This window comes from Streptomyces sp. TN58 (genome assembly GCF_001941845.1).
GTDB lineage: Bacteria > Actinomycetota > Actinomycetes > Streptomycetales > Streptomycetaceae > Streptomyces.
In genome coordinates this window covers 2,529,978-2,549,232 of record NZ_CP018870.1, presented here as the reverse complement: position 1 = coordinate 2,549,232, position 19,255 = coordinate 2,529,978, and the positions used below count along the sequence as shown (strand labels likewise).

Annotated in this window: 15 protein-coding genes; 7 read left to right on the top strand and 8 right to left on the bottom strand. The window is 74.7% G+C overall.

Features of this window, described 5'->3' with window-relative positions:
* Nucleotides 1–17 precede the first annotated feature (17 nt).
* The 6 genes from BSL84_RS11620 to BSL84_RS11595 all read right to left on the bottom strand — a co-directional run bounded on the left by BSL84_RS11620 (nucleotide 18) and on the right by BSL84_RS11595 (nucleotide 7,620).
* Nucleotides 18–968, bottom strand: coding sequence for a glutamate ABC transporter substrate-binding protein (locus BSL84_RS11620; protein ID WP_094744124.1), 951 nt, complete (start codon nucleotides 966–968; stop codon nucleotides 18–20).
* A gap of 167 nt (nucleotides 969–1,135) precedes the next feature.
* On the bottom strand, nucleotides 1,136–2,539 hold the full coding sequence (locus tag BSL84_RS11615; RefSeq protein WP_075970295.1) for a hypothetical protein: 1,404 nt from the start codon (nucleotides 2,537–2,539) through the stop codon (nucleotides 1,136–1,138).
* Between the two features lie 216 nt (nucleotides 2,540–2,755).
* Nucleotides 2,756–3,745 carry an N-acetylglucosamine kinase gene (locus BSL84_RS11610; protein ID WP_075970294.1) on the bottom strand — a complete coding sequence of 330 codons (990 nt, stop codon included), beginning with the start codon at nucleotides 3,743–3,745 and terminating at the stop codon, nucleotides 2,756–2,758.
* On the bottom strand, nucleotides 3,736–5,022 hold the full coding sequence (locus tag BSL84_RS11605; RefSeq protein WP_075970293.1) for a 6-phospho-beta-glucosidase: 1,287 nt from the start codon (nucleotides 5,020–5,022) through the stop codon (nucleotides 3,736–3,738). The genes BSL84_RS11610 and BSL84_RS11605 overlap by 10 nt, the downstream gene beginning before the upstream one ends.
* 118 nt (nucleotides 5,023–5,140) lie before the next feature.
* On the bottom strand, nucleotides 5,141–6,403 hold the full coding sequence (locus tag BSL84_RS11600; RefSeq protein WP_075970292.1) for an ROK family transcriptional regulator: 1,263 nt from the start codon (nucleotides 6,401–6,403) through the stop codon (nucleotides 5,141–5,143).
* A 134-nt stretch (nucleotides 6,404–6,537) separates the two neighbouring features.
* A complete protein-coding gene (locus BSL84_RS11595) occupies nucleotides 6,538–7,620 on the bottom strand; it encodes a mechanosensitive ion channel family protein (protein ID WP_234308473.1) in 1,083 nt (360 codons plus the stop codon).
* Between the two features lie 284 nt (nucleotides 7,621–7,904).
* Here BSL84_RS11595 and BSL84_RS11590 point away from each other — a divergent pair, with 284 nt between their 5' ends.
* Entirely contained in the window at nucleotides 7,905–8,447 is a 543-nt protein-coding gene (locus tag BSL84_RS11590; protein WP_030031442.1) for an HNH endonuclease, read from the top strand.
* Nucleotides 8,448–8,715: 268 nt separating this feature from the next.
* Here the strand turns inward: BSL84_RS11590 and BSL84_RS11585 are convergent, their stop codons facing one another.
* A complete protein-coding gene (locus tag BSL84_RS11585) occupies nucleotides 8,716–11,739 on the bottom strand; it encodes a beta-N-acetylglucosaminidase domain-containing protein (protein ID WP_075970291.1) in 3,024 nt (1,007 codons plus the stop codon).
* A 231-nt stretch (nucleotides 11,740–11,970) separates the two neighbouring features.
* Between BSL84_RS11585 and BSL84_RS11580 the strand changes: the two genes are divergently transcribed.
* Together BSL84_RS11580 and BSL84_RS11575 are read left to right on the top strand one after the other, a co-directional pair.
* Entirely contained in the window at nucleotides 11,971–13,965 is a 1,995-nt protein-coding gene (locus tag BSL84_RS11580) for a 4-alpha-glucanotransferase (protein WP_075970290.1), read from the top strand.
* Between the two features lie 20 nt (nucleotides 13,966–13,985).
* Entirely contained in the window at nucleotides 13,986–14,231 is a 246-nt protein-coding gene (locus BSL84_RS11575) for a hypothetical protein (protein WP_030031854.1), read from the top strand.
* Nucleotides 14,232–14,341: 110 nt separating this feature from the next.
* Here BSL84_RS11575 and BSL84_RS11570 read toward each other — a convergent pair whose 3' ends face one another.
* Entirely contained in the window at nucleotides 14,342–14,833 is a 492-nt protein-coding gene (locus BSL84_RS11570) for a MarR family winged helix-turn-helix transcriptional regulator (protein ID WP_075970289.1), read from the bottom strand.
* A 107-nt stretch (nucleotides 14,834–14,940) separates the two neighbouring features.
* Between BSL84_RS11570 and BSL84_RS11565 the strand changes: the two genes are divergently transcribed.
* From BSL84_RS11565 to BSL84_RS11550, 4 genes are read left to right on the top strand one after another with little or no spacing between them, the layout of a single operon-like run.
* On the top strand, nucleotides 14,941–16,269 hold the full coding sequence (locus BSL84_RS11565) for an MFS transporter (RefSeq protein ID WP_075970288.1): 1,329 nt from the start codon (nucleotides 14,941–14,943) through the stop codon (nucleotides 16,267–16,269).
* Nucleotides 16,270–16,325: 56 nt separating this feature from the next.
* Nucleotides 16,326–17,258 (top strand): EamA family transporter, encoded by a 933-nt coding sequence (locus BSL84_RS11560; RefSeq protein WP_075970287.1) that lies wholly within the window; start codon nucleotides 16,326–16,328, stop codon nucleotides 17,256–17,258.
* A 39-nt stretch (nucleotides 17,259–17,297) separates the two neighbouring features.
* Nucleotides 17,298–18,248 (top strand): DMT family transporter, encoded by a 951-nt coding sequence (locus tag BSL84_RS11555; RefSeq protein ID WP_075970286.1) that lies wholly within the window; start codon nucleotides 17,298–17,300, stop codon nucleotides 18,246–18,248.
* A gap of 10 nt (nucleotides 18,249–18,258) precedes the next feature.
* Nucleotides 18,259–19,158 (top strand): LysR family transcriptional regulator, encoded by a 900-nt coding sequence (locus BSL84_RS11550; protein ID WP_030031422.1) that lies wholly within the window; start codon nucleotides 18,259–18,261, stop codon nucleotides 19,156–19,158.
* The last annotated feature ends 97 nt before the right edge of the window (nucleotides 19,159–19,255 follow it).

Genomic DNA, 19,255 nt, shown 5'->3' with positions numbered 1-19,255 from the left:
CGGAGTCGCCACCGGCCTCAGCCGTCCCGGTACTTGGGCGCGGGCGGTGCGGTGACGCCGGGCAGCACGGGCTGCAGGTGCTTGAGGTACGCCCTCATCCACGGGCTGTCGCTGCCGCCGGCGCGGTAGTTCTCCAGCACCTTGTTGACCCGGCGGACCAGGTCGGAGGCGTCCTTGTTCATGGCGACCCCGTAGAACTCCCGGGTGAAGGGCGAGCCCACGAGCTGCACCGAGGGGTCCTGCGCGGCCTGGCCGGCGGCGAGGGCGTTGTCCGTGATGATGCCGTCGACCTCGTGCAGCTGGAGCCGCACCAGGCAGTCCAGCTGGTTGGCGACCGTGACCGGCAGGGAGCCGTACGACTGGGCCTTGAGCGCGCTCTCCGCCGTGGAGCCGGCCGCGACGCATACCCGCTTGTCCTTCAGCGAGGCGTCGTAGCCGGTGATCGGCGAGCCCTTCGGGGCCAGCACCTGCTGGCCGGCCTCGAAGTAGGCCGTCGAGAAGGCGACGTCCTCCAGCCGCTTGCAGTTGATGGTCATGGTCCGCACGACGATGTCGACGCGGCCCTCCTGGAGGGCGGGGACGCGCTGGCTGGTCGGGATGGCCCGGTAGATGACCGCGTTCTCGTCGCCCAGGATGTCCTTGGCGATGGCCTTCACCAGGTCGATGTCGAAGCCGTCGAGCCGGCCGCCCTCCGCGGTCTGGTTGCGGTACCCCCAGCGGAAGCTGTTCTGGTCCACGCCCGCCACGAGCTTGCCCGCCGCCTTGATCCGCGCGATGGCGGCACCGTCCACGTCGGACGGGCGCAGGCTGGCCTCGGGGTCCTGGCAGGTGTCCGAGAGGACCCACGGCGCCGCCGGTGCGGCCACCGCCGACGCGGGCGGGCGGGGGACACCGGGTGCGGTCTCCGTGGTCGCGTGGGCCAGCGGCAGCAGCACGGCCGCGGCCGTCACGGCGCAGGCGACGGCCATCGCGCTCACACCGCCCCAGCCGCGCAGCCGGCCGGCGGCCCGCCCCAGCCCGGACCGCCGCAGCCCGGAGCGCCCGCCGGGGGCGCGCGTACGGCCCTCGTGCTCCTCGTGCTTGCCGTGTCCCCCATGGCCTTCGGCGGCCCGCCGCGCCCGTATCCGCATCGCTCTCACCTGTACTCCGAAAGCCTGCGCCCGACACCGAGCAGGGCCGCTGCCGCGCCGACGAGCACCAGTACCGCCGAGCCCGTCACCAGACCGCCCAGCGCGCCGATTCCGTCCTGGGCCGCGCGGGTGAACTCCCGCTGCTCGTGGGCGACGGCGAGCTCCAGGGAGGCGTCCACCGTGTCGAAGGCGGCGCCGCTGCTCTCCTTGTGCTGCTCGTCCCCGACGACCTGGGGCAGAGCGGCTTCGTAGTCGCCCTTCAAGTCCGCCTCCCGGGCCGCCGCGTGCCGCTGCTTCCACTGCTTCACGCCGTCCACGGCGCGACTCACGGGCGTCCGGCCGTCCTCGTCGTCGGCCAGCCGCAGCGCGGTCGCGAGCCCCGCGTCCAGCTGTTTCATGTTGTTCGTGAAGTCCACGTCGTACTTGTCGGACTTGTTGTCCTCGGCCAGTACGGCGCCCCGCGCGATCAGTGTCAGGTTCTCACTCGCCCGGGCCTGCAGGGAGGCGATCCGCGCGTCGTTGAGCACCTTCATCGACTCCTGCCCGTCCGCGCGGGCTTCACTCAGGGAAGAACGCGCCACCGTGTGTCCGACGGACAGCCACAGCAGCACCACCACGGAGGCGGCGGTCGCCGCCACCAGGCCGTGGTTGAAGACCCGGTTCGTGTGCCGGTAGTTGCGCCGCTGCGCCCACACCAGGGCGGCCACGGCCAGCAGGCCGAGGCCCAGCGAGCCCAGCGGCCAGGCCCGGGCGGCGTCGTCGTCGGTGTGCAGCCGCCGGGTCTCCGCCTCGTAGAGCCGCTGGGCGGCGGGCAGCAGCTGCGTGGTCATCTGCTCGTTGGCGTAGCGCAGATAGGCGCCGCCCAGCGGCAGGCCCTGCCGGTTGGTTGCGCGGGCCTGCTCGATCAGGCCGGTGTAGCGCGGGAGCTGTTCGCTCAGCAGGGTGATCTGCTCGCGGGACTCCTTGCTGCCACCGGTGTTGGCGGCGGCGCTCACCAGCAGCCGGGAGGCGTTGGCGATGTCCTTCTCATAGCGCCGCCGGACCTCGCGCGGCTCCTGCGCGCCGAGGAGGAAGCCGCTGGAGGAGGTGGTGTCGGCGTCGGCGAGGGAGCGGTAGATGCTGGCCGCGTCCGCGCTCAGCGGCTGGCTGCGGCCCACCACGTCGTCGGCGGCGGCGGCCCGCCCGGAGATCTCCCACACGCTGACCGTGCCGAACAGCACGATCAGGGCGGCCAGTACGGCGCCGATGATCCGCAGCCGGCCCGGCTCGGTGGTGGCCGCCTCCCGCAGCCGCTGCTCTCCCTCGGACCACGCGGTGCGCCGTCCCGGCGGCCCGGCGGGCGGCGGCGCCGACGCGCCGGCGGGCGCCACGGGGGCACCACCCCCGGGCGCGGGCGCGCGTGATGTCATCGCCACCGTGACCTCCCCCTCGGTCCTGTCGTCCCCCAGCCGGCGCCGGAGAATGCCCCCTGCGCAGCAGCAGTATGGCCGTAGTCCCGGTGGACCACAGCACCCGGTGCCGGATCCGGGGCGGCCCGCCCCCGCGGGTGCCCTCCGCCACCCCTTCACCGTCAATACGTCCTTACCGCCGTAACGGTTGCAGACCGGGCGCCTCCAGGGGCGGGTTCACCCGAAATGGGCACGGAGTTCTGCGTGGGCCGCCGCCGGAGCCCCCACCGCGTCCAGGCCCAGCAGCCCGGCGCCCAGTACCGGGGGCGCCGTGACCACGGTGGCGCGGGCGTGCGGGGCCCGTTCGGCGAGGCCCGCCGCGATCCGCTCGTCCAGCCGCGGGTGCCGGGCCGCCAGCACCCCGCCGCCCAGCACCACCGGCGCCTCCTCGTCCAGCAGGCCGAGGCGGCCCAGCGCCACGACGGCCATCGCCACGACCTCGTCCGCCTGCCGGTGCACCAGCGAGAGCGCCACCGCGTCCCCGGCGGCCGCCACCTCGAACAGCACCGGCGTCAGCTCGTGCCGCCGCGCGGCCGGCACGTCCCCCAGGTGCAGGGCCTCGATCAGCGAGGCCATCGATCCGTGGCCGAGCCGTGCGGGCAGCGCCCGGGCCAGCTCCGTCGCCGCGCCCCGCCCGTCCTCCGCGCGGGCCGCGAACCACAGGGCCTCCTCGGCCAGTCCGCCCCCGCCGCCCCAGTCGCCGGAGATCCGTCCGACCGCGGGGAACCGCGCGGTCCGCCCGTCCGGGGCCATCCCGACGCAGTTGATGCCCGCACCGCACACCACCGCGACACCGCGCGGTGGTGCGCCCGCGGGCAGTCCGGCGCGCAGCAGCGCGAAGGTGTCGTTGTGCACCGCGGTGGTGCGCCCCCAGCCGCGCCGCTCGATCTCCCGCGCGAGCCGCCGCTCCTCCACCGGGAAGTCGGCGTTCGCCAGGCAGGCCGACACGTGCGCGGCGACCGGCGCGCCCCCGTGGCCGGGGCGCACCCCCGCGCCGGCCAGTGCCTCGGCCAGTACGTCCACGGCCGCGGCCACCCCGGTCCGCGGCGGCTGGAAGCCCCCGGCCCGCCCGGTGGCCAGCACGGATCCGTCGGGGCCGAGGAGGGCGACGTCCGTCTTGCTGTTGCCCGCGTCGACCGCCAGGACCGCGGGAAGGGTCACGCCCATGGCAGGTGCTCCCTGTTGTGCGCGAGGAGCCGGTCGGCCAGTCCTTCGGCCAGGTCGTACTGGCCGATCAGCGGGTGCGCGAGCAGCGCCTTGAACACCCGCTCGCGGCCGCCCCGCAGGGCCGCGTCCAAGGCCAGGTCCTCGTATCCGCTCACGTGCGCGATCAGCCCGGCGAACAGCGGGTCCAGGCGCGGTACGGGCAGCGGTACCGGCAGCGGTACGGGGCCGTCGCCGCCGGCGGCCCGGACGCGCGCCTGGACCTCGACGACGGCGTCGTCCGGCAGGAAGGGCAGCGTGCCGTTGTTGTACGTGTTGACCACCTGTACCTCCGGGCCGCCGCCGCCCAGCAGCGCGGCCGCCAGATCCACCGCCGCCTCCGAGTAGAAGGCGCCGCCCCTCCTGGCCAGCAGTGCCGGCTTCTCGTCGAGGGCCGGATCGGTGTACAGGCGCAGGAGTTCGCGCTCCATCGCGGCGACCTCGGCGGCCCGCGAGGGCTTCGTGCCCAGCTCCCGTACGACTTCGTCGTGGGAGTAGAAGTAGCGCAGGTAGTACGAGGGCACGACGCCGAGGCGGTCCAGTACGGTCCGCGGCAGCCGCAGGTCCGACGCGACGGCCTCCCCGTGCGCGGCGAGCAGCCCGGGCAGCATGTCCTCGCCGTCCGGGCCGCCCCTGCGCACGGCCAGTTCCCAGGTGAGGTGGTTGAGGCCCACGTGGTCCAGGTGGACGTCGGAGGGGGCCAGTTCCAGCAGGGCCGCGAACTTGCGCTGGAGGCCGATGGCGACGTTGCACAGTCCGACGGCCTTGTGGCCGGCCCGCAGCAGGGCCCGGGTGACGATGCCGACCGGGTTGGTGAAGTCGATGATCCAGGCGTGGGGGCTGGCCCGCCGGACCCGCTCGGCGATGTCGAGGACCACCGGGACCGTACGCAGGGCCTTGGCGAGCCCGCCCGCGCCGGTCGTCTCCTGCCCGACGCAGCCGCACTCCAGGGGCCAGGTCTCGTCCTGGAGCCGGGCGGCCTGCCCGCCGACGCGCAGCTGGAGGAGGACCGCGTCGGCCCCGGCGACGCCCGCGTCGAGGTCGGTGGTCGTCGTGATCTTGCCCGCGTGGTCCTGCCGGGCGAAGATCCGGCGGGCCAGGGCGCCGACCGGCTCCAGCCGCTCGGTGGCCGGGTCGATCAGCACCAGCTCGCTCACCGGCAGGGTGTCGCGCAGCCGTGCGAAGCCGTCGACCAGTTCGGGGGTGTAGGTGGAACCGCCGCCCACCACTGCGAGTTTCAATGTCGTCAGCCTTTCACGCCGGTCAGGGTGAACCCCCTCGACGAACGCCTTCCGGGCGGACGGAAGAGGGCGGTCACCGGGGCCGTGACCCGTACGGTCGCGGCCGTGGGTGGTCGGTTCAGCGGGAGGTGTCGAAGACCTCGTCGCGGGTGGCGGCGAGCGCGCTCTCCAGCGCGCCGCGCAGGACGGGCCGGTCCAGGACCAGGCCGGGGACCAGGCGGGGGCGGGCGGGGGCCAGTTCGGCGAGCTCGGCCTCCAGCAGCTCGCGCAGCGGCTCGCCGCCCGCGCTGATCGCGGCTCCGGCCAGCACCACGATCTCCGGGTCCAGTACGGCGACCAGCGAGGCGAGACCGGTGGCCAGGGCGGTGGCGTACTCCTGGAGGAAGCGCAGGCGCGCCCCCTCGGGCGCGGCGGCGGCGTCCGCTAGCAGTGCTACGGCGGCGGCGACCTCCGGGTTGCGCGGGCCGGACGCGGTGCCGGTGGCCGGCCGGGCCTGGGGAGGCTGCGGTGCGCCGGGAGCCGGGACGGCGGAGGCCGCGACGCCCAGTGCCGCGGCGAGACGGGGCAGCCCCTCCACACCGGCCAGCTCCTGGTAGCCGCCGGAGTTCGCCCGGGCGACCTGGCGTATCAGAGGGCGGCCCGGTACGGGCAGGAAGCCCACCTCGCCCGCGCCGCCGGTCCAGCCGCGGTGCAGCCGGCCGCCGAAGACCAGCGCGGCGCCGAGCCCCTCCTCGTTCCACAGCAGGACGAAGTCCCCGTACCCGCGGGCGGCGCCGAGGCGCTGCTCGGCGACGGCGGCGAGGTTGACGTCGTTCTCGTACGCGAGGGGCATCGGCAGGGCCGCCGCCAGGTCGTCGAGGAGGGTGGGGGAGTGCCAGCCGGGGAGGTGGCCGGCGTAGCGCAGCCGGCCCGTCCGCGGGTCGAAGGCGCCGGGCGTGCCGATGACCACCCGGTGCAGGTCGCGGGGGTGCAGGCCGGCGGCGCCTACGGCCCCGCCGAGGGCTTCGGCCACCAGGGCGACGGCGTCGGCACCCTCGGTGCGGGGGACTTCGTGGGAGGCGGTCACGGTGCCGGTCAGGTCGGCGACGGCCGCCAGGACGCGCGCCGGGGTGACGTCGACACCGCCGACGTACGCGGCCCGCGGGTTGATCGCGTACAGCTGGGCGCTGGGGCCGGGGCGGCCGCCGTCGGTGCCGGTGGCCACCACGAGTCCGGCGGCCTCCAGCCGGGCCAGCAGCTGGGAGGCCGTGGGCTTCGACAGTCCGGTCAGCTGCCCGACGCGGGTCCGGGACAGCGGGCCGTGCGCCAGCAGGAGGTCGAGTGCGGCCCGGTCGTTCATGGCGCGCAGCAGACTGGGCGTTCCGGGCGTGGTGGCGGGCATGCGGCGGCTCTCCCTCACCGGAGTGATCTGTTAGGTAAGTTTCCTGTCGTCCTTCGGGGCGTGTCAATGCCGCTGCCCCGCGGGCCTGGTCCATGAGGACCGGCCCGCGGGGCAGCGGGGATGCCGGTACGGCGCTACTTGGTGATCCGCGGGGTGGAGGGCGCCGGGATCGGGGCGGCGGCCAGGGACTGCGGGGAGGTGGGGTTGGCCAGGGCGGACGGCGCGGCGACCGAGGCGGCCGGGTCCGCCGGGGCCTCGTCCTCCTCGTCCCCCGCCGGCAGGCCGCCGATGATCTGGATGCCGGCGGCGTCGAAGGCCTCCTTGATCCGCCAGCGCAGCTCCCGCTCCACCGCCAACTGCTGGCCCGGCATCGTCTTCGCGGACACCTTCACCGTCATCGAGGCGAGCAGCACCTCGTCCAGACCGAGGACCTCCACCGGACCCCACAGGCGCTCGTCCCAGGGGGACTCCTTCGCCATCGCGTCGGCGACCTGCCCGACCACCTCGCGGATCCGCGTCAGCTTCTCCGACGGCTTGACCTGCACGGCGACCCCGGCGGTCGCCCAGCCCTGGCTGAGGTTGCCGATCCGCTTGATCTCGCCGTTGCGCACGTACCAGATCTCGCCGTTGTCCCCGCGCAGCTTCGTCACACGCAGGCCGACCTCGATGACCTCGCCCGAGGCCACCCCGGCGTCGATCTTGTCGCCGACGCCGTACTGGTCCTCCATGATCATGAAGACGCCGGAGAGGAAGTCCGTCACCAGGTTGCGGGCACCGAAACCGATGGCGACACCCGCCACACCGGCACTCGCCAGCAGCGGGGCCAGGTCGATCTTCAGGGCGGCCAGGACCATCAGCGCGGCCGTGCCCAGGATCAGGAACGACGCCACCGACCGCAGGACCGAGCCGATCGCCTCCGACCGCTGGCGCCGCCGCTCGGCGTTGACCAGCAGCCCGCCCAGCGCGGTGCCCTCGACCGCCTCGGCGCTGGTGTTCATCCGGTTTATGAGCTTGGTCAGCGCCTTGCGGACCGCCGAGCGGATCACCGCCGCTATCACGACGATGAGCAGGATCCGCAGGCCGATGCTCAGCCAGGTGGCCCAGTTCTGCTCGATGAAGCTCGCGGCCTCGGTGACGCTCTCCTGCGCCTCCTTGACCGAAGCGGGCGCGTCCGGGACATCGGCTGCCAGCGGCAGCAGAGCGGCGGGCCAGGGCACGACGGGAACCTCCAGATGTAGCGGTCTGCCCGCCGGGGTGGCCGCGGAAGGGGACCGCGGGCGGATATGCGGGGCAGACCATCCACACTAACGGGGCAATCCCTTCACCTTGGTGCCGTGTTCGAGGGAGAGACCAGACTCACCTGGGGATGACTGACTGTGGTTGAAAACACCACGGACCCGTTACAGGCGAGTGGTGGCGCTTCGACCAGCCGTAAGGAGAGACTGGAGAGCAGATCGTCCCGGCGCGAGCCACGCGCCGCCGGCGTACAAGGAGGCAGTCCGTGCCGCACGTCCTGGTCCTCAACGCGTCGTACGAGCCCCTCGGCGTCGTACCGCTCCGCCGCGCGCTCGTCCTCGTCCTGGAGAACAAAGCTGTCTCCCTGGAGGAATCCGGCGCCTATCTGCACAGCGCGACACGGGTCGTCCCCGCGCCCAGCGTGGTACGGCTCAAGCGCTTCGTGCGGGTCCCCTACCGGGGGCCCGTTCCACTCACCCGGCGCGCCCTGTTCGCGCGGGACGGCGGCCGCTGCATGTACTGCGGCGCGGTCGCCACCAGCGTCGACCACGTCATTCCGCGCAGCCGGGGCGGACAGCACGCCTGGGACAACGTCGTCGCGGCGTGCCGGCGCTGCAACCACGTCAAAGCCGACCGGCACCTGCTGGAACTGGGCTGGCGCCTGCGCCACCAGCCGGCCCCTCCCTCGGGTCTGGCCTGGCGCATCATCGGAACCGGGCACCGGGACCCCAGGTGGATGCCGTACCTCCAGCCGTACGGCGCCGAGGACGCGCTGGAACGGATCGGGATCACGGTGGCCGCCTCCTGACGGCCCCCGCCGGGGCCGCGCCGATCCACCACCGGACCGCGTGCCGTCGTCAGACGCGCGGCCCGGCCGGTGCGGACCGGGGCCAATACACCTAGGGCGTGTTGCGAAAGCCTCGTCTGGCTCGCGGCGCCTGGCACGGCACCTCGCGGCGTTGTCGGGGTCGCCCGCGTACGACCGGTACGCGGGCGACCCTCCGCCTTGCGAGGCACCGCACCAGACACCGCGAGCACCGCCCTGCGGGCGGACGACGCCACTTTCGCAACACGCCTTAGGGCGTCACCGCGTAGGCCTCCGCCGACCACAGCGAGCAGCCGTAGCGCGTCGCGCGGCGCTCGCACGTCACCCTCAGGAAGCGGGTGTCCGCCGCCGACGCGTCCAGCCGCAGCGACTCGCGGCCGCCGCGGGAGTCCGTGACGGCCGCGGCCGGCCGCCAGGTCACCCCGTCCGCCGAGGTCTCCACCCGGTAGGCCGACGGGTACGCGTCCTGCCAGTGCAGCTCCAGCCGCCCGACGCGGGCCGGGGCGCGCAGCTCCGCCTGCCACCAGGCGCCGTCCGCGGCCGGTGACGACCAGCGGGTGGAGGGGGAACCGTCCACGACCGCCGAGGCGGGGAAGGACGGGGTCTCGTTCGCCGAGGAGCTCGCACGCGCGGTCCGCAGCAGGTCCGGCCCGCCGGTCCGGGGCACCGCCCGCACGGTCAGGATGCGGGTCTCGCCGTCGAAGGCCACCGGGATCCGGTAGTCGCCCGGCGGGGTGTTCGCGGCCACGACGACCTCCAGCGGGATCGACGCCTGGCCGCCCCGCGGGACCACCGCGGTCTGCGGCAGGCGTACCTCCATACCCGCCGGAGGCTGCGCCGTCAGCGGCCCGCGGATCTCGCCGGGGCCCACGGCCGACAACTGCGCCGTGACCCGCTGCGGCGCGCCGCCGATCTCCGCGTCGGCCCGGCCCCCGTCCGCCAGCTCGAAACGGGTCCGCGGGCCGTCCCCGAACCACGGGACCACCTGGTGCACCGCGGGCGCGTCCCCGGCCCACGCCAGGCGCACCGCGTCGGCGCGGACGCCCGCCGTGTCGACCTGGGTCCAGCCCGAGGCCGCGGCGTCCGCGACCTTCCGCCAGCCCTCGCCCGGTACGTGGACCTCCACCACCGCGCCCCGCGTGCCCGACGGCAGCGGGTCCGTCATCACCGTCACCGCCGTCACGGGGCGCGCCGTATCCAGCCGGACCGTCCAGGACCGCGCGTCCTTCGCCACCGTGCCGGTCGTGCGGGCGACACCCGTCCAGGCGTCCGCCTCCTGCGCCGCCTTCTTCAGGAAGGGCTCCAGTACGGCCTTGTCCACCTGGGCGGGGCCCGGCTCGGCCAGTTCCCGGCGTGCCTCGGCGAGGGCCCGGGAGGCCTGCCAGGCGGCCGCCCCGTCGCCGTTGGCCTGGGCCCGCAGGACGTCCACGGCCAGTTCGCCGGCCGCTCCGTAGCGGGAGAGCCGCTCCATCCAGGGGCCCGCCTCGTCCGACAGCGCGGTCAGCCGGGCGGGGGTCTCCCGCATCACCGTGAACGCCTTGCGCAGCTCGGTCCCGGCCGCCGGATCGCCCGCGGCGCGGGCCTTCCAGAACTGCTCGACCAGCGGCTTCAGATACGCCGACTCCTCCTGCTTGAGCCCGGACGACACGGTGTTCCCGGCCAGCGCCGCCACCGCCTCGCGCTCCCGCGGGTCGGAGCCCGACAGATCGCGTACCGCCGCCTGCCAGGACTCGCCGGCGCGGTAGCCGCGCGGGTTCCAGGCGAAGTCGGCCGCCGTGAAGAGCGGGATGCGCGACAGGACGGGCTGCTGCATCGCGTTGGCCAGCAGTGCCGCCGAGCCGCCCGCCACCGCCGGTTCGCGGCCCGCGTACGGGCCGAGGAAGATCCGGCCCGGATCCCAGTCGTTGACCGGGTAGTTGTCCATGGTGATCAGGGGCTGCTGTCCCAGGGCGGAGCGCGCCCCGGCCAGTTCCCTGCCCGTGATCGTGCGCGGCACCACGCCGACGCCCGTCCAGGCCACCTCCACCCGCGAGTCCAGCGCGCGGGCCAGGGCCGTCCGGTAGGCGGTGGCACCCTCCTGGTAGTACTCGGTCGGCAGCAGCGACAGCGCCGGCGCCCCCGGATACCGGGCGGCCAGGTGTGCGGCCAGCTCGTTGGCGACCTCCGCGTGCGCCTTCGCGGCGGCCTGCGGGCCCCGCCCGTACCGCTCCCGGTCCGCGCGGCAGCCCCACTCGGTGTAGCTGACGTCCTGGAACTGCACCTGGAAGGCGCGGAAGCCCAGGTCCCACATCGCGTCCACCTTGCGCCCGAGGGCCGCCCGGTCGGCCGCCGAAGACAGGCACATGGACTGCCCCGGAGTCACCGCCCAGGCCAGGACGACCTGGTTGGCGCGGGCCCGCTCGGCCAGCGCCCGGAACTCCTCCTGCCGCTCCCGGGGGTAGTCCTCGCGCCAGCCCGTCGTGCGGTACGGGTCGTCGCCGGGCGCGATCAGCAGCCGGTTCTGCTTGGTGCGGCCCATGAAGTCCAGCTGGGCCAGGCGCTGCTGCTGGGTCCACGGCTGTCCGTAGAACCCCTCGGTGATCCCGCGCACCGGCGCGGCCGGCCAGTCCCGCACCAGGACGCCGGGCACCTTCCCGCGGCCCGCGCCGAGCAGCTGGCGCAGCGTCTGCGCCGCGTGGAAGAGCCCCTCCCCGCCCACGCCGGCCAGGGCGACCGTGTCCCGTCCGCCGGGCCGGCCCACGGCCAGCCGGTAGCCGCCCGGCGGCAGGTCCGTGGCGGCGGTCGCCCCCAGCGCCAGCAGCGCCTCCTGCGCGCCCGCGTCCTGGAGCCGTACGACGGTGCCCCGCTCGGGCAGCGGGGCCCCGGGCTCTGGCTCGTGCAGGGTCTTCACGCCCGCCCTGCGCAGGGCGTCGCGCACCACCTGGACGGCGTACGGGTCGGCGTCGACCGGGGCCACCAGCACGGCCTCCGTGCCCAGCGCCAGCTCACGCGCCTGATCGGCCGCCATCGACTGCGGACGGGGCCACACGGCGGGCCCCTCGGAGGCGGCCCGGGGGGTGTCGGCGCCGGGGTCGACCGCGGGACCGACGGCGCCGTTGGCGCCCACGCCCGAGGCTCCGGCGGCACCCGCCGCGCCCGGCGCGGGGGTCGGCGAGTCCGGAACGGCGGGGCCCGCGAGGAACCCCGGCGGCGCCGAGGCCACGGCGCCGCCGAGCAGCGACCCGATGACCGCGATGGCCGCGGCCGTCGATCGTTTCCTGCCCCTGAGCTGCACAGAGCCTCCTCGTCGCGAGACGTCCCCCACTCGTACGAATGAGCACGAGCCCACCACCCGTGCGGCTGGAGTGTCAATGCGGGTGGGTGATCTGCCCCGGATGCGACAGGAATGCGACCCCTCCCAGTGGGTATGGCTGCGGTGTTCCCCGGCGGCGTCCCGCCTTTGTGCTCCACGCTTCTGACCCACCCTCACCCCCGCCTGCCCGCACGCACGAAGGAGCGCCCGTCCATGGACGACCTGGCCCGGCTCGCCGCACTCCACGGCATCGCCACCTCCTACCGGCCCGCCCCCGACGTCACCGTCGAGGTCCCCGGGGCCACCGTCAGAACGGTCCTCGGCACGCTGGGCGTCGCCACCGACGACGCCGAGAGCATCCGGGTGTCCGCCGAGGAGGCCGCCGCGGCGTCCGACCGCCGGCTGCTGCCGCCCACGGTGGTGCTCTGGCAGGGGGAGCCCGTCCCGCCCCTCCCCGCCGGCCTGCCGCCGGGCAGCCGGGTCGCGGTGCTGGCCGAGGAATCGGGCGAAGAACTGCCCTGGGGTCCCGGACTCCCCCTCGGGATCCACCGGATCACCGCGCAGGCCCCCGACGGGCGCACCGCCGAGGCCACCCTGGTCGTGGCGCCCGAACGTGCCCCGGCCGCACCCGGACGCGCCCACGGGCTGCTCGTCCAGCTCTACTCCCTGCTCTCCGAGCACTCCTGGGGCATGGGCGACCTCGGAGACCTCGCCGAACTCGCCGGCTGGGCCGCCCGCATCCACGGCGCGGACTTCATCCAGGTCAACCCGCTGCACGCGGCCCTGCCCGGCACGCCGACCGACCCCTCCCCGTACCGGCCGTCCTCGCGCCGCTTCCCCGACCCCGTCCACCTGCGGATCGAGGACGTGCCGGAGTACGCCGACTGCCCCGAGCGGGACGCCCTCGCCGAACTGGCCGCCCGCGGGGCGGCGCTGCGCCACGAGGTGCTGGAGAAGGGCGCGCTGATCGACCGGGACGCCGTCTGGGACCTCAAGCGGCAGGCGCTGGAACTGCTGTACCCCGTCCCGCGGACCGCCGAACGGGACGCGGACTACCGCGCGTTCTGCGAGGCCGGGGGCGCCATGCTGGACCTCCACGCCGACCGGCAGGCCTCGTACGCCGGGGGCGGCCCGGGGGCGGTGGCCGACTTCCACCGCTGGACGGCCTGGCTGACGGACGGCCAGCTCGTCGCGGCCCAGCGGGCCGCCCGCGAGGCCGGCATGGGCGTCGGCATCGTCCACGACCTGGCCGTCGGGGTGCACCCGGGCGGCTCGGACGCCTCCGAGCCGGGCCTCTACGCCCGCCACATGAGCGTCGGCGCCCCGCCGGACGCCTTCAACGCGCGCGGCCAGGACTGGGGCCTGCCGCCGTGGCGCCCCGACGCGCTCGCCGGCCTGCGCTACGAGCCCCTGCGGTCCCTGCTGCGCGGGGTGTTCCGCTACGCCGGAGCCCTGCGCATCGACCACGTGATGGGCCTCTTCCGGCTCTGGTGGATCCCGGAGGGGACCCCGCCCGCCGAGGGCACCTACGTCGGCTACGACGGCGAGGCCATGCTGGCGGTCCTGGTGCTGGAGGCGCACCGGGCCGGGGCCCCGGTCATCGGCGAGGACCTGGGGACGGTGGAGCCGCACGTACGGCGGGCGCTGGCCCGGCGCGGGGTGCTCGGCACGTCGGTGCTGTGGTTCGAGCGGGACTGGGCGGGCGACGGCGGCCCGCTCGCCCCCCATGCCTGGCGGGCGGACTGCCTGGCCACCGTCACCACCCACGACCTGCCCCCCACGGCCGCCAAGCTCGCCGGCGCGCACGTGGAACTGCGCGACCGCCTGGGCCTGCTGACCCGCCCGGCCGAGGGGGAACGGGCCGAGGACGCCGCCGACACCGCCGAGTGGCTGGAGCTGCTGGACGGCCTCGGCCTCGACACCAAGGGCGAGGAGGCCGCCGTACAGGCCCTGTACGGCTTCCTGCTGCGCACCCCCGCGCGCCTGGTCGGCGTATGGCTGCCGGACGCGGTGGGCGACCGGCGGCCGCAGAACCTGCCGGGCACCTGGGACCAGTACCCCAACTGGCGCCTGCCGGTCGCCGATGCCTCGGGCCGGCCCCTGACACTGGAGGAGCTGATGGCCGCGCCCCGGGCGAACGCGCTGCTCAGCGCGGTCCGGGAGGGGGCGCTTCCCCGTACGGCACCCCCGGGCGCGCGCCGCGTTTAGGTGTTCGCTACGTTTGCACCGTGGACAAGAAGAACGCTCTGCGCGCCGGCGCCGTCACGGCCGGAACGACGCTGATGATGCTGCTGATGACGTCTCCGGCCCTCGCGCTGACCCGCGACGACGGCGACGACCCGGGCCCGGGCCTGAGCATCGGCGAGACGCTCGGCCTGTACGTGGCCCTGCCGCTCGTGATTTTCCTGGTCATCGTGGGTCTCGTGATGGCCCTTGACAAGTCGACGGACAGGCCGAAGAAGAAGCAGGCCTGACCCGGCCCGGCCCCTGGGGGGCCGGAGCCGCGTGACCTTCCCGGGCGCCGGGGGTCCGCACCGCCGAACCGCATCGGCCGTGCGTCGACCCCCGGCGCCTCGTCATGTCCTCAGACGCCGGCCAGCAGTTTGCGGAGCAGGCCGGCGAGCTGCCCGACCTCCTCGTCGGTGAAACCGGTGAGCGCGGCGCGCTGCACATCGAGGCCGGCGCTGACCGCCTCGTCGACGAGCGCGAGGCCGCGGTCGGTGATCGTGACCTGGAGCCCCCGCCGGTCGTGCGGATCGGGCTTGCGGCAGAGCAGCCCGGCCTTCTCCAGCTTGTCCAGCCGCCCGGTCATGCCGCCCGTGGTGAGCATGAGCGTGGCCGAGAGCTGGCGGGGCGAGAGCGTGTACGGGGCGCCCGAGCGGCGCAGCGTGGCGACGACGTCGAACTCCCCGCGCGAGATGCCGAAGCGCTGGTAGCAGTCCTCCATCGCGTCGCCCATCGCCTTGGCGATCCGGTAGATGCGCCCGAAGACGGCCATGGGTGCCGTGTTCAGCTCGGGGCGCACGGCGAACCACTGGGCGGTGATCGCGTCGACCGCGTCCTTGTCCTCACTCATGAGCGCAGTATTCCGGTCCCGCCAGATCGTTCGCAAGAAAGTTGCTTGACGGTAAGTAGCTTAGCGGTAAGCTATTTACCGGCAACCGAATCGGGGGAGAGGCCGTCATGGCAGTGTTCAGGGGCAGGACATCCGAAGCCGGAGAGGCGAAGGTCGCGGGGGAGCGGTCGCTGCTCCTCGGCATCGGAATCAGCGCGATCGGGATCGGCATGTACGTCCCCTTCTCGCTCGTCTTCTTCCACCACGTCACCGGCCTCTCCTTCACCCTCGTCGGCCTGGTCATGACGATCACCGGGGTGGCCGGACTGGCCTTCATGCCCCTGGCCGGCTCCGCCGTCGACCGGTTCGGCGCCAAACGGGTCAACCTGGTGCTCTACGGGATCCGGGCGCTCGGCTTCGCCCTCTACCCCTTCGCGAGCTCCCTGCCGGCGTTCGCGGCCGTCGCCCTCGTCACCGCCCTCGCCGACCGCTCCTTCTCCGTCGTGCAGCAGTCCCTGATCGGGGAGGTGGCGCGCGGCGCCGCCCGCGACCGGCTCCAGGCGTCCACCCGGGCCCTGCAGAACGCCGGGATGGGGGCGGGCGCGCTCGCCGTCTCCGGCGTGCTCGCACTGTGGGGCACCGGCGGCTTCACCTACACCGCCTGGGCCAACTCCCTCGCCTTCGCGCTCGCCGGACTGCTCGTCGGCCGGGTCCGGCCGGTCCCGGCCGAGCCGGCCGGCCCCTCCGCCGGACGGCCGGCCGCCGGCTACCGGATGGTCCTGCGCGACCGCCCCTTCCTCGGGCTGACCGCCGCCAACTTCCTCACCGCGCTCGGCTACTCCGCCCTCTCCGTCCTCTTCCCCCTCTACCTCTCCACCTGGCTGGCGGCCCCCGACTCCCTCACCGGAGCGGCCTTCACCCTCAACACCGCCCTGTGCGCCGGGATCGGCGTACTCGTCGCCGGCCGGGTGCGCCGCTCCGGAGCCCGCCGCACCCGCTCGGCCGCCCTCGGCGCACTGCTCTTCGCCGCCGCCTTCGCCGGCCAGATCGTCCTCGGCACACTGCGCCCCGGCCAGAGCGCCACCCTGGTCGCCCTGCTCGTCATCGTCGTCGTCTACACCCTCGGCGAGCTGGTGCACAGCCCCTCCGGCGGCGCCCTCTCCGTCTCCGCCGCCCCCGAGCCGGTCCGCGGCCGCTACCTGGCCACCTACCAGCTGTCCTACTCGCTGGCCACCGCTCTCGCCCCCTCCCTCTTCACCGCCCTGCTCGCCGTGGACGGCCGCCTGCCCTGGGCCGTCCTCACCGCCGCCGCCCTCGGCGCCGCCCTGGCGCTGCTGAGGCTGGAGCGGCACCTGCCGGCCGAGGCCGTGCACGCCGAGCCCCCGACTCCGGCCCCGACCGACGCGGCCGCGTCGGCGCCCGCCGCCGACCGACGGCCGGCCACCGCCGCCGCCTGAACCAGCCGCACGGTCCCGCGTCCCCCTGTCCTCACCCGCCCGAGGAGCCGTCCGCCATGAAGCGTCTCGCCACCGTCGCGCTGACCGCCCTCGCCCCCGTCTCCTGGGGATCGACCTACGCGGTCGCCTCCGAACTGCTGCCGCCCGACCGGCCCCTGTTCACCGGCGTCATGCGGGCCCTGCCCGCGGGACTGCTGCTGACCGCACTCGCCCGCACCCTGCCCAAGGGCGAGTGGTGGTGGAAGTCCGCCGTCCTCGGCACCCTCAACATCGGCGCCTTCTTCCCGCTCCTGTTCCTCTCCGCCTACCGCCTGCCCGGCGGAGTCGCGGCCGTCCTCGGCTCCGCCGGCCCCCTGTTCGTCGTCGGCCTGGCAGCCCTCCTCCTCGGGGAGCGCGCGAGCCTGCGTACCGTACTGGCCGCCGTCACGGGGGCCTTCGGCGTGAGCATGGTCGTCCTCACGGCCAACGCGGCACTCGACCTGGTCGGCGTCGTCGCCGGTGTGGTCTCCTCCGCCTCCATGGCCGCGGGCACCGTCATGACCAAGCGGTGGGGGCGCCCCGAGGGCGTGGGGCCGCTGGCCATGACCGGCTGGCAGCTCACCGCCGGCGGACTGGCGATCATCCCGGTCGCCGCCCTCGTCGAGGGCGCCCCTCCCGCCCTCGACGGCAAGGCCCTCCTCGGCTACGGCTACATGATGCTGATCAACACCAGCATCGCCTACTGGCTCTGGTTCCGCGGCATCGGGCAGCTCAGCGCCACCTCGGTCACCCTGCTGGGACCGCTCTCCCCGCTCACCGCGGCCGTCATCGGCTGGGCGGCCCTCGGGCAGGCGCTCACTCCCGTACAGCTCGCCGGCATGGCCATCGCCTTCGGAGCCACCGTCGCCGGACAGCTGGCGGTGGCCCGCACCCCGCAACCGTTCAGTTCTGCTGAAAAGAACAATCGAAACATTTCGATGGACCTGACCGATCGGCGGGTGCGACGGTAGGACCCTCACACCGGACCGACCCCGAGGGGAAGACACACAGTGGCCGTCACGGACCGCGCCCGCACCGTTTCGCACGCCGAGCCCGGCAGCAGCACCGGCAGCACCGGCGGCACCGGCAGGAAGGGTGCCGCCGGGTTCGGCGTACTCCTGGCCCTGCTCGCGACGGTCGTCTGGTCCGGCAGCTTCGTCGCCACCCGCGGCATGGCCGAAACCGTGCCACCCGTACAGGCGGTCTTCTGGCGCTGGATCATCGCCCTGCTCGCCGTCGCCCCCTTCGCCGCACGCCAGGCCTGGCAGCAGCGGGCCCTGATCCGGCGCCACTTCGGCTTCGTCGCCCTCGCCTCGCTGTTCGGCGTAGCCCTCTACAACACCCTCGTCCACCAGGCCGGACTGACCACCTCCGCCTCCAACATGGGCATGATCATGGCCGCCTCGCCCGTGATCATGGCGCTCTACGCCCGCCTCGGCGGCGAACGCCTCGGCGCCCGCCGCACCCTCGGCATGCTGCTGGCCGCCTTCGGAGTGCTGCTCCTCGTCGGGGACGGCTCGATCGGCTTCGACCTCGGCGCCGGAGACCTGTGGATGTTCGCCGCCGCCCTCTCCTTCGCCACGTACAGCGCCCTGCTCAAGCGCAAGCCCGCCGAACTCGGCGGACTCGCCTTCCTGATCACCACCTTCGTCCTCGGCGCGCTGATGCTGGCCCCCGCCTACGCCGTCTCCCTCCACGTCCAGGGCGGCTTCGAGACGACCGCCGGCACCGTCGGACCGCTGCTCTACGTCGGGGTGTTCTCCTCGGCCGTCGCCTTCTTCGCCTGGAACAAGGCCGTGTCGGTCATCGGGGCGGCCCGGGCGGGAATCGTCTACTACCTCCAGCCGGTGTGCGCCGCGGGCCTCGGCCTCCTGCTCCTGGGCGAGCCGACCGGGCCGGCCCAACTGCTGTGCATGGCGCTGATCCTCGGCGGGGTCGGGCTGGGAAGTGCCCGCCGGTAGGTTCGGGCCCATGACCGAGTGGGACATCAAGAAGCTGCGGATCCTGCGGACCCTCGCCGAACGGGGGACCGTGACCCGCACGGCCGAGGCGCTGCACATGACGCCCTCGGCCGTCTCGCAGCAGCTGACGAACCTCGCCCGGCAACTGGGGGTGGTGCTGCTGGAGGCCCAGGGCCGCCGGGTCCGCCTCACCGACGCGGCGCACCTCGTACTGCGGCACACGGAGGCGGTGTTCGCACAGCTGGAGCGGGCCGACGCGGAACTGGCGGGATACCTGGCCGGGGACGCGGGGGAGGTACGCGTCGGCGCGTTCTCCACCGCCGTGCCCGCGCTGGTGGTCCCGGCCGTGGCTCGGCTGCGGACGACCCACCCGGGGGTTGAGGTCCGGGTCCGGGAGACCGAGGCCGCGGAATCGTACGAACTGCTGTCGGCCGGCGGCGTCGACCTGGCACTGTCCCTGGCCGCGCACGCCCCGACCGCGCGGGACCGGCGCTTCACCCGCGTCACGCTGATGGAGGACCCGCTGGACGTGGCGCTCCCGCCGGGGCACCCCCTGCGCGACGCGGAGGACCTGCGGCTGGCGGACCTGTCCGCGGACCCGTGGATCTACGGCGGCAGCGGCCCGTGGTCACAGATCGCCCGCGGCGCGTGCGAGGCGGCGGGCTTCGTCCCCGAACAGGCCCACTCGGCGTCGGGCTGGACGGCCATCCTGGCCATGGTCGAGGCGGGGATGGGCGTCGCCCTGGTCCCGCGGATGGTGTCGAGCCGGGCGTCGGGCGTGGCCGTGCGGGTGCTCTCGCGGGACCGGCCGACGCGCCACGTGATCGCGGCGGTCCGCCGCGGAGCCGAATCCGCTCCCGCGGTGGCGCACGTACTCACGGCCCTGCGGACCGTCGCCGCCAGGCCCTGACGGTACGCTCCCGGGGCTCCGCCCCGGACCCCTACGTGCGCTCCGCGCCCGTGCCCTCAAACGCCGGGCGGGCTGAAATTCAGCCCCGCCGGCGTTT

Excerpts from the sequence above, each read along its gene's own strand:
- BSL84_RS11620 (WP_094744124.1), bottom strand. The coding sequence starts at position 968 with ATGGCCGTCGCCTGCGCCGTGACGGCCGCGGCCGTGCTGCTGCCGCTG.
- BSL84_RS11615 (WP_075970295.1), bottom strand. The coding sequence starts at position 2,539 with ATGACATCACGCGCGCCCGCGCCCGGGGGTGGTGCCCCCGTGGCGCCC.
- BSL84_RS11610 (WP_075970294.1), bottom strand. The coding sequence starts at position 3,745 with ATGGGCGTGACCCTTCCCGCGGTCCTGGCGGTCGACGCGGGCAACAGC.
- BSL84_RS11600 (WP_075970292.1), bottom strand. The coding sequence starts at position 6,403 with ATGCCCGCCACCACGCCCGGAACGCCCAGTCTGCTGCGCGCCATGAAC.
- BSL84_RS11580 (WP_075970290.1), top strand. The coding sequence starts at position 11,971 with ATGGACGACCTGGCCCGGCTCGCCGCACTCCACGGCATCGCCACCTCC.
- BSL84_RS11570 (WP_075970289.1), bottom strand. The coding sequence starts at position 14,833 with ATGAGTGAGGACAAGGACGCGGTCGACGCGATCACCGCCCAGTGGTTC.
- BSL84_RS11565 (WP_075970288.1), top strand. The coding sequence starts at position 14,941 with ATGGCAGTGTTCAGGGGCAGGACATCCGAAGCCGGAGAGGCGAAGGTC.
- BSL84_RS11560 (WP_075970287.1), top strand. The coding sequence starts at position 16,326 with ATGAAGCGTCTCGCCACCGTCGCGCTGACCGCCCTCGCCCCCGTCTCC.
- BSL84_RS11550 (WP_030031422.1), top strand. The coding sequence starts at position 18,259 with ATGACCGAGTGGGACATCAAGAAGCTGCGGATCCTGCGGACCCTCGCC.